8 protein-coding genes are annotated in these 14,621 nt (G+C 39.8%); 6 read left to right on the top strand and 2 right to left on the bottom strand.

Annotated features, from left to right (window positions below; genetic code table 11):
• The first annotated feature begins 163 nt into the window (after positions 1-163).
• Together DSM106972_RS36580 and DSM106972_RS36575 are read left to right on the top strand one after the other, a co-directional pair.
• Positions 164-457, top strand: coding sequence for a DUF6932 family protein (locus DSM106972_RS36580; RefSeq protein ID WP_233787359.1), 294 nt, complete (start codon positions 164-166; stop codon positions 455-457).
• Positions 454-972: a DNA-binding protein gene (locus DSM106972_RS36575; protein ID WP_127085298.1), complete on the top strand. Its 519-nt coding sequence runs from the start codon at positions 454-456 to the stop codon at positions 970-972. The genes DSM106972_RS36580 and DSM106972_RS36575 overlap by 4 nt, the downstream gene beginning before the upstream one ends.
• Before the next feature lie 162 nt (positions 973-1,134).
• Here the strand turns inward: DSM106972_RS36575 and DSM106972_RS36570 are convergent, their stop codons facing one another.
• Together DSM106972_RS36570 and DSM106972_RS36565 are read right to left on the bottom strand one after the other, a co-directional pair.
• Entirely contained in the window at positions 1,135-2,733 is a 1,599-nt protein-coding gene (locus tag DSM106972_RS36570; protein ID WP_127085297.1) for a beta-barrel domain-containing protein, read from the bottom strand.
• 95 nt (positions 2,734-2,828) lie between these two features.
• Positions 2,829-5,852: a peptidase domain-containing ABC transporter gene (locus DSM106972_RS36565; protein ID WP_127085296.1), complete on the bottom strand. Its 3,024-nt coding sequence runs from the start codon at positions 5,850-5,852 to the stop codon at positions 2,829-2,831.
• Between the two features lie 1,288 nt (positions 5,853-7,140).
• On the opposite strand from DSM106972_RS36565, the gene DSM106972_RS36560 reads away from it, so the two are divergent.
• The 4 genes from DSM106972_RS36560 (at position 7,141) to DSM106972_RS36545 (ending at position 14,594) form a co-directional block, all read left to right on the top strand.
• The gene (locus DSM106972_RS36560; protein WP_127085295.1) at positions 7,141-8,373 is read left to right on the top strand and encodes a calcium-binding protein; all 1,233 of its coding nucleotides are present in this window, start codon (positions 7,141-7,143) and stop codon (positions 8,371-8,373) included.
• 309 nt (positions 8,374-8,682) lie between these two features.
• Complete coding sequence (locus DSM106972_RS36555) at positions 8,683-10,260, top strand: pentapeptide repeat-containing protein (protein ID WP_127085294.1); 1,578 nt, start codon at positions 8,683-8,685, stop codon at positions 10,258-10,260.
• A 178-nt stretch (positions 10,261-10,438) separates the two neighbouring features.
• The gene (locus DSM106972_RS36550; protein WP_127085293.1) at positions 10,439-12,508 is read left to right on the top strand and encodes a glycosyltransferase; all 2,070 of its coding nucleotides are present in this window, start codon (positions 10,439-10,441) and stop codon (positions 12,506-12,508) included.
• Between the two features lie 496 nt (positions 12,509-13,004).
• Entirely contained in the window at positions 13,005-14,594 is a 1,590-nt protein-coding gene (locus DSM106972_RS36545) for a pentapeptide repeat-containing protein (protein ID WP_127085292.1), read from the top strand.
• The last annotated feature ends 27 nt before the right edge of the window (positions 14,595-14,621 follow it).

Below are 14,621 nucleotides of genomic sequence, written 5' to 3'. Positions count from 1 at the left end.
TAATTTACCAGCAGCAGGATGTAGAGTAATTTCAATACTGCTCGGTTAAGATTTTCTACCATAATCGATCCCCCCTAACCCCCCTTATTAAGGGGGGAAAAAGAGGATTTAAAGCCCCCTTATCAAGGGGGGTTGGGGGGATTAAATCCTTAACCGAGCAGTATTGAGAGTAATTTACATAAACGGCAGTTTTACGACAGCAAAATCAGACCCTGGTGACTTTGATGCTTGTTATGATAATGAAACAGCAGATGCTGATTATCTTAGAATAAATGCCCCCAGGCTATTTAACCATCATGACCGTGCCGCACTCAAAGCGAGATACAAAGGTGAAGTTTATCCATCTAACCAACCTGTTGGTAACTATGGAGAAAATTCATTTGAGTTTTTTCAGACAGATAGAGATAAAAACAAAAAAGGCATTATAGCTATAGATTTAATGAGGTGGGAACCATGATTAAAAATGAAAATCAATATCAATATAGTCAAGAATGGGTAACAAAGTTCCAAAAATCTATTGCTGCAATGGACAGCGATGAAGCAGCTATTCAGAAGGACTACACACGGTACTCGCAAAACCGGAGTGCTTTACAATGTCACATAGACAAGTTAGAAGCTGAAATAGCCGAATATGAAACACTAATAAATTGTACAAAAAATGAACCAATTAAAATTAAGGTAGAATCTTTTTGTAAATTACCAGACGCATTAATCAAAGCTCGAATTGCCGCAAAAATCAGCATTGAAGAACTTGCCACAATGTTAGGCATTGAAAGCGCGCGAGTCGTAGAATACGAAAGAACTGATTATCAATGTGCCAGCTTTGTAGAAATCCTCGAAGTCATCACAGTATTAGGTATCGAATTTGAAAATGCCACAGTACGTGTAGACTTTGAAGAAATAGAACACGTTAAAAAAGTTATTGAAGAATGGGATAAAAAGGATAAAAAGAAGGTAAGTGCAACAATTTAACGAAGCTGTAGGTTGGGTTCCGGCTTTGCGTAACCCAACATACAATCAAGTTAAAGATATAATATCCAAATGTCATCATTGACTTTTCCTAAAATGGTTAGCTAAAAAATTGTAACTGTTAAGACTGGTGCCCATTAAAACTACTTTCAGTAAAACCTAATTTTAGCGAACTTCCTTCAAGCTTTCAATTTGCTTTGTAAATAACTCTGTAAACATACTAATTACACTCCTTTCTTCGCGCACCTTAATGTTAGCAGTGACAGACATTCCTGATTGCAAGGATATTTTTCTACCTTTAACATTAAGTGATTGTTGATTTAATTTTATTTTTATAGGGAAACGATAATACCGATGAGTTTCATCTGGTGCTAATGCATCTGAAGCTATCCAAGTAATTTCTCCTTTAATATCGCCAAATTCGTTAAAAGGAAAGGAATCTATTCTGACATCTACTTTCATTCCTTCTCTCACAAAACCAATATCTTTATTGGTTATATATGCTTCAGCAATAAATTGGTCGTCGGGTACAATTGACAGGAGTTTTTCGCTTGGCCTAGTCACAAAACCACTACTGCCAGATTGTAAATCAAAAATCGTTCCAGCTATAGGCGCACGGAGTTTTTCATATTTTGCATTTAATTGTACTTGAGAAATTTTACTATTTATCTCAGCTAGTTTCTTTTCGTTATCTAACAAAATTTTGGTAAATTGGCTCTCTATTTCGGCAATTCTATTTTTATTATTAGTAATTTTTTCTAAAACATTTTTATGAGAAATAGTTACCGTATTTTTTACCTCTTGTTGCCCTTGTTGAATATCAAGTTGCAGACGCTGTTGTTCTTCTAATAATTGCGCTACTTGTGCCTTTAGATTTTGTACTTTTTTGTCTTGCTGTAGATATTGCAGTTGTGCGATTGCTCCTTCTTTTGCCAAAGGCGCCAATTTAGTAGTAATTTCTGTTTCAATAGCTAAACTAGCTTGAGTATCTGTAATTTTAATTGAATTTTGTGCCAATAATCTTCTGATTTGTTCGACCTCTAAACGCGATGCATTAGAGCGACCATCTAATTCTCTTCTAGCTGTTTGTAAGCGAAATTGTTCGTCACTGCCGAATTTAGAAATATTATCTGAGTTCGTCAGTTCTTTTCGCAATAGCTCGTTTTCTGTAAGCAAAGCAGTACGATTTTTAAGTAGAGAATTAGCCTCTGGAGATAAAGAAATACCTAAACCTTTCCCAGATACACTCACTGTCGAATTAGTTTGTATTAATTGTCGATAAATTTGATTCTCCTGCATCAAACCATTACGAATTTTTTGCATCGAATTTAATTCTGCATTCGTAGCAGTAGAATCAAAGACTAACAATAAATCTCCTGGTTTTACCTTCTGTCCATCTTTCACATAAACTTCTTTGACAACTCCACCCACTGGTGCTTGAACTTCTTTGACACTTCCTTCCGGTTTTAATTGACCAACTGCTGGAACAGCTTGCTCAATTTTAGCTATACATGCCCAAGCAATTCCAATACATGCAGTACCTACTAAAGTCCCCATAATTACGCGCGACCAAACTGGAGATTGACGTAGAACGACAGATTGCTCAAAGCTGCGTGTATCGGTTTGCTCTACAAGTTTTTTTGCAGGAGGTTTAGGAGCTTTGGGTTCAGTTATTGATTTATTTGATTCTAGTAGCTTAATACTATTTTTATGCTTTTTGTTAGCATTTCTACCATTAAGTTGGTAATTATCTAGCTTAGTCATAGCAATTTTAGATTTTATTTAGTACATGAATAGATTTTGGATTCCTGACTTATTTAAGAAGTCGGGAATCTTGTTGTTCAGACTGAATCGGTTAATTAAAAATTCACTTCCTGCTGATTATAGAGATAAAAATAATGACCTTCCATTGCCATTAATTCATGATGAGTTCCTTGCTCAACGACTCTACCGCCATCCATCACAACAATTGTATTTGCATGTTTGACGGTGTTCAAACGGTGAGTGATAAAAAAGACTGTACTATCCTGAAACGCTTGAGCTAAATTCAAACAAACTTGTCTTTCTGTAATATAATCTAAGGCGCTAGTTGCCTCATCCAACACTAATAACTTTGGACTTTGTAAAACAGACCGCGCGATAGCTATTCTTTGTCTTTGTCCTCCTGATAGTGATGCACCACGTTCGCCTACCTTGGTGTTGTAACCGTTGGGTAAGTCCATAATAAAATCGTGTGCTGCGGCAATTTTTGCTGCTTCAATGATTTCCTCTGTAGTCGCATCGGGATTAGTTAAAGCAATATTTTCTTGAATTGTTCCTTCAAACAATAGGGAATCTTGAGGGACAAACCCTACTTGGCGCCGCAGTGAATATAATTCAACTTTAGAAATATCGTAACCATCTATTAATATTCTACCTGATTCTGGTTCATACAGTCGAATTAATAATTTAGTTAAAGTACTTTTTCCGGCGCCGCTTCCCCCAACAATTCCGATAAATTGACCCGGAGCAAAATTAAGATTAATGTTGCAAAGTTGTAGCGGTCCATCTGTTCTAAATCTAAAGTAAAGATTCTCGTATTTGACGGCGCCAGTAACTGCTGGTAATGGAATGTTATTACGGTCGTTTTCAGCTTCTTGGGGAGTATCAATAATATCGCTTAAACGCTCTAAAGATAAAGCTGTTTCTTGAAAACTTTGCCACAGTTGGGCTAAACGTAATAAAGGGCTAGTAACGTAACTAGAAATAATTCTAAAAGCAATTAATTCACCTAACGTTAATTCTCCCTGAACTACTAAATAAGCTCCCATCCATAAAACAAGTAAACTGCTGAGTTTATTGAGAAAACTACTTGCAGAACCAGCAATTGTAGAAGTGACAACAGTTTTGAAACCGGAGGCAATATAATCGGCATAACGCTCTTGCCAAGAAAAGCGTGAGCGCAATTCGATATTTTGGGCTTTGACCGTCTGAATTCCAGATATGACTTCTACTAAATAAGATTGGGTGACAGCATTACGTTCGGCTTTTGCTCGTAGCTGTTTCCTCACTAAGGGAGAAAATATTAATGTCAGCAAAATGAATATCGGAATTGTCGCTAAACCGACTAAAGTTAATTGCCAACTGTAAAACAGCATGACAATAATGTAAATTACTGAAAATAGGGCATCTAAGCCCACAGTCAAAGCTGTACCTGTGAGAAATTGACGAATATTTTCTAACTCATTAATGCGGGTCGCTAGCTCTCCTACTGGTCGGCGTTGGTAATAGTTAAGAGGGAGACGAAATAAGTGGTCAATAATTTGTGACCCCAAACCCATATCAATTCGGTTAGTAGTATCAACAAATAAATAGGTTCTTAATGTTGTCAATAGTGATTCAAACAATGCAACAACTACTAGTAACCCTCCAAAAAGATGTAGAGTTTTGATGCTATTCTGAACAATTACTTGGTCGATTATTATTTGAACAACTAGGGGGTTTACTAATGCCGCTAACTGTATAAAGAAAGAAGCTATGAACACTTCTATTAGCACTCGTTTGTAACGCCATAAGTAGGGAACAAACCATTGTAAACCAAAGCGTTGTTTCGGTGTAGCTTTCGTCGCAGAAAGCAGCAATACCCGCAACTTTGGTGGAGAAACGCTTTCTGAGCTTTCCAAGTCATTCACCAACTCATTCACCAATTGTGCGGGTTGAAAGTACTGAATTCCTTGGGAAGGTACACCCAAAACCACGACTCTTTCACCCGTTTCATACAACACCGCAAAACTATCTTCATAGCGAATTAACGCTGGTGTCGGAATCCGTTCGATTTGGGAAACAGGTACATCTAGCAGTTGTGACTTTAATCCCACCAACTCTGCTAGATAAGCACACAGTTGGAATGACACCGTACCAGAACGCTTGCTATTTTCAGTTAATATACGATTCACAATCTCCCGACGAAACGGCATTTGCAAATGTTTGGATACCATTTGAAAACAGGCAATTGCCGAATTTAGTTGTCCTTTTCCCTGAATAAATGGATATTTTCTTTTATCTTTTTTAGATACGCTGCTAGCAACTGTCACCTTTTCATTTTCTGCGTAGGGAATATCGATTTCATCTAAATCATCGACTCCACTAACTTCTATAGAATCATGCTGCTGCTGATTTATGTCTAGTAGTAATAAATCTAACGCACGCAAACCAATCAAACGTGCTGGTTTTTTGCCAATAATCTCTAATTTACCTGTACTATTACCCAACTCCAAACTTGAACCCGGAGAAAAGCTCTTTACCCTTCCCCCACCACTGACAAACCAGATTCTTTCTGGGTCTAATTCTTTCTCTAACTCACGAATGTGGGTTGTTCTCGGTGAAAGATAATGTACTTGGGCTGATAATAAAGCATTTTGAGCCAATTCTTTAAGATTAATCGCTGCATTCGCTTGGATTTGCTTTTGCATCCCTAAGACATCAAATATTTCCAACAAGTGACAGCGATTTTTACGCACCTGAGCAAAAGCTGGATATTTGGAAAGTAAATGCAAGTACTCCCCAGCATCTAATGTTAAACATGTTACTTCGCTCGATGCGATTGCAATTTCACATCCAGACTCTCGCAAAATACCAATTTCACCTAAAACATCTCCAGGTTCGAGAAATTTTAAGGTAGTTGGTACTTGTGTACAAGGGTCATATGTTAATAAGCGCACTCTGCCTTTATGAATAATTACGATGCGCTCGGGTATTTTGTCTTTCCCTAAAATATTCTGTCCCACACGATAACGAGTAGGACGAATTTTTTCTAATAAATTAGCCAAGGCATCGCTTGGCAGCTTATCAAACCCTTCAAGCTTGACAATAAATTTAGCAATAGAATCCGTAGCAACAGACATACCAGTTTCCAAGTGGGATTTATCGAACTTAATTTTAAGTTTGGGGTCTGTATGCTCGAAGAGATTAATTTATCGAATTTGTATTTTGCTTAACTAAAATTACATTCAAGCATATTTATGACTTCATTGACCTATCTAAAGTATGATTTTTTTTAAACTTTTTATTATTGTTATCATCAATCATACTATATGATGCAATTATTTTTACACTTTGTTAAGTAATAATACTTAAGCATCAATTAAGTAGGTAGTAGAGTTTAGAGGTAGAATTCGATATTGGTAACTCGCAACTAACTTAAAATCATTGGTATAAAAAACAATATGTAATTGATTAAATCTTTTTAATTATGAGAATTTTCTCATGATTACAGCATTGACAAAGCTGAATCTGGCAACTATATTACTAATTGTGTCGAGCAATTTAAATCGTATTAAATGTTACTAAAGTCTTTTATGGCTTTTCTAGTACTGTATACGAATGAGCTATTTGTTTGCCTTGAAACTGGGATAAAATGCGTTAGCTCGAAAAATAAGTCTGTGCCCTATTTTTGTTTAGAGTTTTAATACAAGTTTCAAACAATAAATTAAGCAGATACATTAAAAGTATCATTTAATGCTATTATTTAAGAGATTCTGTCCTTTTAGTTATTTTTAACAAGAACATATGTTCGTTGATTTTAGTTTGTCAAGTTTTGCTTAACTTCTAACTTGCACATTCAAAAATCCCATATATACCAATGGTTTCAGAAAATGTGCTAGTTTGATATTTTACTGGTGCGCGAAGGACGCCAGTCAGACGCTTACATCTGAATCAACTACTGTTTCTAAGTTAGAAGTAAGAGCTTTTGCTCTTCTTTTGCCTTGAATCTAGTCTACCAGAACTTCTGCCAAAATGGCAACTATTTTTTTTACAGTGTGTTATGCGGAGTCTCAGATGACTAGTTCTCACGTAAACCTCAGCGACGGCGCCTTTTAAATATCATAACATGCTTTTTCCGTATCGAGGGGTTATAACCCTTATTGAGGATTTTGCTTCATTGCAGTAACTGTTTGAGTCTTTTACAAATTTAGTTCTTCCAGCAAACGATTAATAAAATGAACAGCATAATCAAAACTTTTGTTACTACTGGTTTTACCAACAGCATGTCACCTCTTCTCGCTATGTCTTTGACACCCCTCTCTCAAATTTGAGAGAGGGGAGGAGATAGTGAGAGTTCAAACAAACTTTGTAGTGTGCATCTGCACAATAACAAAATACTTTTCTAAAATACATAGGAGTTTTTGACTTATGGCAGTAAGAAATGGAACACCTGAGCCAGATTTCTTGATCGGAACTGATCCAGGCCCAAACAGAACTGGAGCCGACACAATTCGCGGCTTTGGTAAGGAAGACACGCTTAATGGCTTAGGCGGTAACGATACCATCTTCGGTGGAGACGACAAAGACTTAATTTACGGTGGTGATGGAGTTGATAGTCTCTTGGGCGAAGCCGGTGAGGATGAAATCTATGGGGAAGGTGGTAACGACATTCTCCGTGGTGGACTCGACAAAGACAACCTGCACGGTGGTGATGGAGCAGATCGCCTCTTTGGTCAGGAAGGGGAAGACTCTTTGTTTGGCGATGCCGGTAATGACACTATGTTTGGCGGTGCCAATGCCACTGATGCTCTTGATGGCATTGACTACCTTGATGGTGGTTTTGGAAATGACTGGGTTTATGCTGGTGAAGGCGATGTAGCGCTGGGCGGAAGTGGCAACGACAATCTTGTCGGCAGCTTTACTAATGATGTGCTATATGGTGATGACCAACTAGGCACAATTGCTCAAGGAGCAGACACCCTGAATGGTGGCGATGGTAATGACACCATGTATGGTGGTGGCGGTAATGATGTCTTTACAGATACTGTTGGTGCTAACTACTTCTATGGTGGTGCTGGTAATGAAAGCATCACAGCCGGAGCTGATGCTGACTTCATTGATGGTGGCGAAGGCGTTGATAACCTCTTAGGTGGCGGTGGTGATGACGTCATTTACGGGGATTTCGGTGTAGCAGATTCTTTGTCTGGTAATGATGTCCTTAATGGTCAAGCCGGAAATGACAGCCTTAATGGAGGCTTCGGTGCTGATCGCGTTATTGGTGGTGCAGGCTTTGATATTCTCTCTGGTGGCGAAACAGGAACAATTGAAACTGCTGCCGACACACTAACTGGCGGTGCAGATGCGGACTTATTCCAAATAGCAAGCAGTGGCTTTGTGCTAGATCCTAGCGAATTTCCACCTCTACCACAACCAGTCGGCGACATAATCACTGATTTCCAAGATGGTACCGACCGGATCGAATTTGATGGCGCCTTTACTGACCTGATCATCACTGGTAATGGTACTTCTAGCGTTACTCTCAGGGTTGTGAATCCAGGTGAACCAGCCAACGGAATCCCAGATTACTCAGAACTAGTGGCTACTATTAATGGTGCAAATGCATCTGTTATCACGATCGACGCGAACGACTTCATAGTCTAAAAAATGAACCAGGTGGTTTACTTAGCAAGTAGCCAAGTACTACCGACCTGACCCAACAAAATCATTTGTACCTCAATTCTAACCATGCTGTCCTGAGAGTGGGAATAAAAAATCAGCCCGAGTTGTGAATATTCAGACCTCCGACTTCTTAAAGAAGTTGGAGATCTATACAAAAACCCAGTTTCTTTGTAAGTCCGCGTCAGTAAAGCTATGTAAAAATTAGTACTAGTGATTGACGCTCTCTACAACTTCAGTTAGCATTACGTACCTTTCAAACTTCAACCAATTAATCCTTTTTAAGGTGTAACTATGACAGCTTTTAACTTTGAAGGACAAAACTTAGTCGGAAATAGCTTCCGGGGTCAAAATCTCAACGGTTCCAATTTTTTCAAAGCCAGACTGGAAAGCGTCCGCTTCGATCCCAACAATGCAGGTACTGCCACACAATTAAGAGGCACTAACTTTAGTGAATCCACCTGGATTAATGTTAATGCCCGTAATGCGATTTTTGCCCCCAATGCCAACTTTGGACCAGCTAATTTGTCTCTCGCAACATTAGAGAATGTCAATCTCAGTGGCGCCAACTTGAGACAGGCAAATCTAACGTTAGTTAATACATCAAATATTAACCTATCAAATGCTAACCTCACGGATGCCATTCTCCAGGGAGCTAATCTGAGTGGTGAACAATCTGAACGTCCCAACTTGACTGGTGCTAATTTTACCCGTGCGGACTTGACGGGTGCCAATTTGAAAGCTGCTGACTTTACAGGCGCCAATCTCACAGATGCCGACCTTCAAGGAGCGACTCTAGAAGCGACTCTTTTAGTCAACGTCAATGCCACAGGTGCAGACTTCCAGCAAACAAATTTCACAGATGTCACCCTGCAAAACTCTATTTTTGACCTCGCTAATTTGAGCGGTGTTTCTTTGAGTGATGCTCCCCTCGAACCGGGTCAAACTGCTAACCTGAGTTTTCGTGGTGCAAATTTAAGTGGTGCGCTGATCGATGATGCTGTTTTGACTGGTTCTGATTTTAGCGCCTCTGGTAGTACAGTTACCAACCTGACTGGAACCAGATTTGATCAGACTGATGTAAGTGGAGCAAACTTTACCCAAGCCAATGCAGAAGATGTCTTCATTAACGGTTCTGCAGTTGGTGCCAATTTTACCAATGCCAATTTGATTAGCGCTGACTTTACCACAGCTGACTTGACAAATGCGAACTTCACGGGAGCTAACCTGAGTGGAGTACTCACCACTGATGCAATCGCCACTGGTGCAAATTTCACAAATGCCAATTTAAGCAACGCTGACCTTTCCAAAGGTAATTTTACCAATGCGAACTTTTTCGGTGCTAACCTCACCGATGCGACCGCAGTTGATGCGATCGGTTTAATTGTTGGAGATGCTTCAGACAATACCCTCAACGGTACAACCGCAAACGATAACATCTTCGGTAATGCTGGTAATGACACCCTGACTGGTGATACTGGTAATGATTATCTCGATGGTGGTGTCGGTAATGATAACCTCAATGGTGGTGCTGGTGCTGACACCCTACTTGGTGGTTTTGGTAATGACACCCTGCTTGGTGCAGGTGGTAATGATACCTTGATTGGTGGCGCAGGTAACGATATCATGAACGGTGGCGCCGGAAACGATACCTTTATCTTTGCATCTGGTTTTGGAGTTGATCGTATCAACGCTTTCGGTGATGCGGCAGACAAAATAAACTTAACAGCATTTGCAACCAGTTTCGGAGCTTTAACAGTTACTCAAAATGGCACAAACACCCTGATTTCCAGTGGAGTGTTCGGTACAGATACCATTACCCTAGGAAACTTCACTGCCACTAATGTTGATGCTAGCGACTTTATCTTTTAACAAAAGCAGGTATTCATTTAGGAAAAAGGCTAGAGTTTAAAATTCCTACCTAATCCCCCCTAACCCCCCTTATTAAGGGGAAAAAGAGCATTTAAAGCCCCCCTTATTAAGGGGGGTTGGGGGGATTAAACTCTTAACCAACTTATGCAATTGAGAAATATTTAATTACAAAACTGTCATGCGAATATTATTTCTCCACCCCAATTTTCCCGCCCAATTTCGCCATATCGCCGCAGCTTTAGCCAAAGACAGTAGTAACCAGGTTTTTTTCGGTACTGCTCGTCATGAAGGAAGCATACCTGGTGTTAACAAAGTTCTTTATCAGGTGAAACGGGAAGCTCGACCGGAAACCCACCACTATGTTAAAACTCTGGAAAATGCTGTTCTTCAGGGTCAGGCTGTTTTTCGCATGGCAGAACAGCTAAAGGCTAAAGGATTTGTGCCTGATGTCGTTTACGGTCATTCTGGTTGGGGACCAACATTATTTATTAAAGATATTTTTCCTCAAGCTAAATTATTATGTTATTTTGAGTGGTTTTATCACGCTCATGGTTCCGATTGTGATTTTGACCCCAATGAACCACTAACCGTGGACGATGAAGCTCGGATTCGTATCAAAAATGCGCCGATTTTGCAGGATTTATATAGTTGTGATCGCGGTCTGTCTCCAACCTATTGGCAACGTCAACAGTTTCCATCCGAATATCAAAGTAAAATTAATGTTCTTCATGATGGCGTTGATACTGACTTTTTCCGCCCTAAACCAGGGGCAAAGTTAGTTCTACCAAGCAAAAACCTTGACCTTTCCCATGTTGATGAAATTGTCACTTATGCAACTAGAGGTATGGAACCTTACCGAGGTTTCCCGCAATTTATGGAAGCAGTTTCCTTACTCCAGCAACGGCGCCCGAATTGTCACATAGTAGTCGTGGGAGAAAACCGGGTAGCCTATGGTAAAAAGTTACCTAATGGTCAAACCTATAAAGATTTGACGCTGAATAAATTCCCTATTGACCAAAGTCGAATCCATTTTACAGGTTGGCTGCCTTACGAAGAATATTTGCAAGTTCTCCAAGCATCTTCGGCTCATGTTTATTTAACCCGTCCCTTTGTTTTATCCTGGTCGTTACTCGAATCTCTTAGTACAGGTTGTTTAGTCGTGGCTTCTCAAACTGCCCCTGTAATGGAAGTCATTCAAGATGGAGTTAATGGCTTATTAGCTGACTTTTTCTCACCCCAGGAAATTTGCGACCGCATCGAGGAAGCACTTAACCACCCCGATAAAATGGCACAAATTCGCGCCAAAGCTAGGGAAACAGTCAAAAAATACTATAATTTGTCAGTGTTATTACCTAAACACCTGCAATGGATACAGCAGCAGGAAGATAATACGAAATTGGTATTTCCAAGTAGCGAAATCAAAAATAATTCAAAAGTATTATTAATTACAGACAAGAAAGCAAACACTAAGTACCAAGAGCCAGAAAAACTTATACCTGCATCGCTTGAACTCTTACAGGTAAATAATCGCAAGGTGACAGCCCAAGAAATAGTGCCCTTGTTGAGTCAATATCAAATGTTACCAAAACTCAAACAAGAACTAGTAATTGAGTCGGCAATTGCACCCTTTTGCTGTACACTTGAAGAAGAAGCTAAGTGCCACCAACAATTTTGCCAACAACATCAATTAACATCAGAACTTGAACGTCAAGATTGGTTGCAACAACAGGGATTAACAGAAGCACAATTACTAGAATTAGCAACTCGAAAACTCAGAATAGAGAAGTTTCAACAAGCGACTTGGGGTAATCGTTTAGAATCTTACTTCCTGGGACGCAAACAACAACTTGACCAGGTTATCTACTCCCTTATTCGCGTTCGAGATGCAGATTTAGCGCGCGAACTTTACTTTCGCCTTTTAGAAGATGAACAACCTTTTGCAGAATTAGCAAGACAATATTCTGAAGGTACAGAAACTTCTACAGGCGGTTTAATCGGTCCAGTCCCTCTTTCATCACCCCATCCAACCTTAGCCCAAATCCTTACCATTAATCAACCAGGTCAGTTATCACCCCCAACGCGCGTTGGTGAATGGTGGATAATTGTCCGCTTAGAAAAACTATTACCAGCTAAATTAGACGAGCCAATGAAACAAAAATTATTGAATGAACTATTTAACACCTGGTTACAAGAGCAACTCCAACCTCCAGTTGCGAAACAACCAGTAGAAATCAAACAATCTGCCTAAATCGCGGGTAGCTTACCGGAATGCACCATTGTCAACAAGCTCAAAGAAACCGGGCTTCTGTACAAAAAATCAACGTTTTATAGCAAAGTCTTTGTCAAGAAGCCCGGTTTCTAGACAGGCGTGCAAGATGTGAGTTACCGGAATGCACCATTGTCAACAAGCTCAAAGAAACCGGGCTTCTGTACAAAAAATCAACGTTTTATAGCAAAGTCTTTGTCAAGAAGCCCGGTTTCTGGGCAGACGTGCAAGATGTGAGTTACCGGAATGCACCATTGTCAACAAGCTCAAAGAAACCGGGCTTCTGTACGAAAAATCAACGTTTTATAGCAAAGTCTTTGTCAAGAAGCCCGGTTTCTGGACCTGCTGCAAGATGTGGGGTAGCAACGTAGTTTGATTTCATTTCAACAAGAAGCTTCCCAATAGCAACCTATGGAAGTAAAAAGTAGCTTCAATTATTAATCTTTAAACCAATTTAGATTTTCTGAGGATATATACGATGGCAGCTCAAGACTTTAGCAATCAAATCTTGGTTGGAAACAACTTCAACGGTCAAAACCTGAACGGCTCAACTTTTTTCAAAGCCTCTCTCACAGATGTTCAATTCGTTGGTACAGGACTAAGAAGTACTAATTTTGAAGAATCTAAGTGGTTTAATGTTAATGCATCTAATGCAATTTTTGCTCCTAACAGTAACTTTCCATCACCAGCTAATTTATTCAAGGCAACATTAGAGAATGTTAATCTCAGTGGGGCAAACCTCAGACAAGCTAATCTATCATTAATCGATACAAAATTCATTAACTTGTCAAATGCCAATCTTACCAATGCTATCTTGCATGAAGCTAATCTCAGTGGTGAACAATCTGACCGACCAAATCTAGCAGGGGCAAATTTTACAGGCGCCGATTTATTTAAAGCAAAGTTGAAAGCTGCCGATTTGACAGGTGCAAATTTCACAAATGCTAAGTTTGAAGAAACTGACTTTGAGGCAACTCTTTTAGTCAATGTTAATGCAACAGGTGCTGATTTCCGACAAGCCAAACTCACAGATTTAACTCTGCAAAATTCTACCTTTGACCTGGCTAATTTCAGTGGTGTTTCTCTAAGTGATGCAGTAGCGTTTGACCCAACACAACCTGTTAACGTTAGCTTTCGTGGCGCCGATTTAAGCAACTTGATTTTAGATGATGCAGTGTTGACTGGATCTGATTTTAGTGCCTTCGTTGCTACTAATGGTACAGTTACAGCCACAAACCTGACTGGAGCTAAATTAGTTGACAGCGATTTTAGTGGTTCAAATTTCAGTGGCGCCAACCTAACAAGCACTGACCTATCTAAAACAAACGTCAGCAATGCCAACTTTACAGGAGCTGACATGAGTGGGGTACTAACCACTGATGCAATTGCTACTGGTGCAAATTTCACAAATGCCAATTTGACTAACGCGAACCTGTCGAAAGGCAATTTCACCGATGCTACCTTTATCGGAGCTGACCTCACGGGTGCGATAGCGGTTGATGCTATTGGTCTAACCCTTGGAGGTTCCGGTAATGATACAATCAACGGTACAAGCGGCAAAGATAATATTTTTGGCTTTGATGGCAATGACACTCTCACAGGTGCTGGTGATAATGATTACTTAGACGGTGGTGCTGGTGCTGATAACCTCAATGGCAATGATGGTGCTGACTATCTTAATGGTGGTAACGGTAATGACACCTTAATTGGGGAAGCTGGAAGTGATACCTTGATTGGTGGTGCTGGTGCTGATAACCTCAATGGTGGTGGTGGTGCTGACATCCTAACTGGTGGTGCTGGTAACGATATTATGAATAGTGGGGCTGGAAATGACGTTTTCACCTTTGCGTCCGGCTTTGGTGCCGATCGCATTAACGTTTTTGCAGATAATGCAGATAAAATTGACCTAACAGCATTTGCAACCAGTTTCGGAGCTTTGACGGTTGCACAAAATGCACAAAATCCTGCAAATATTGTGATTTCTAGTTCAGTATTTGGAACTGGCAATACAATTACCCTGACAAACTTCACTGCCAGCAATGTTGATGCTAGCGACTTTATCTTTTAACTTCTTCTGACTAGCTGCGAGATTCCC

This window comes from Dulcicalothrix desertica PCC 7102 (assembly GCF_003991905.1).
Lineage (GTDB): Bacteria > Cyanobacteriota > Cyanobacteriia > Cyanobacteriales > Nostocaceae > Dulcicalothrix > Dulcicalothrix desertica.
The sequence above is the reverse complement of the archived record's forward strand: the minus strand, read 5'-3'. Positions and strand labels throughout refer to the sequence as shown.

Coding starts and splice junctions, on each gene's coding strand:
- DSM106972_RS36575 (WP_127085298.1), top strand. CDS start 454: ATGATTAAAAATGAAAATCAATATCAATATAGTCAAGAATGGGTAACA.
- DSM106972_RS36570 (WP_127085297.1), bottom strand. CDS start 2,733: ATGACTAAGCTAGATAATTACCAACTTAATGGTAGAAATGCTAACAAA.
- DSM106972_RS36565 (WP_127085296.1), bottom strand. CDS start 5,852: ATGTCTGTTGCTACGGATTCTATTGCTAAATTTATTGTCAAGCTTGAA.
- DSM106972_RS36560 (WP_127085295.1), top strand. CDS start 7,141: ATGGCAGTAAGAAATGGAACACCTGAGCCAGATTTCTTGATCGGAACT.
- DSM106972_RS36555 (WP_127085294.1), top strand. CDS start 8,683: ATGACAGCTTTTAACTTTGAAGGACAAAACTTAGTCGGAAATAGCTTC.
- DSM106972_RS36550 (WP_127085293.1), top strand. CDS start 10,439: ATGCGAATATTATTTCTCCACCCCAATTTTCCCGCCCAATTTCGCCAT.
- DSM106972_RS36545 (WP_127085292.1), top strand. CDS start 13,005: ATGGCAGCTCAAGACTTTAGCAATCAAATCTTGGTTGGAAACAACTTC.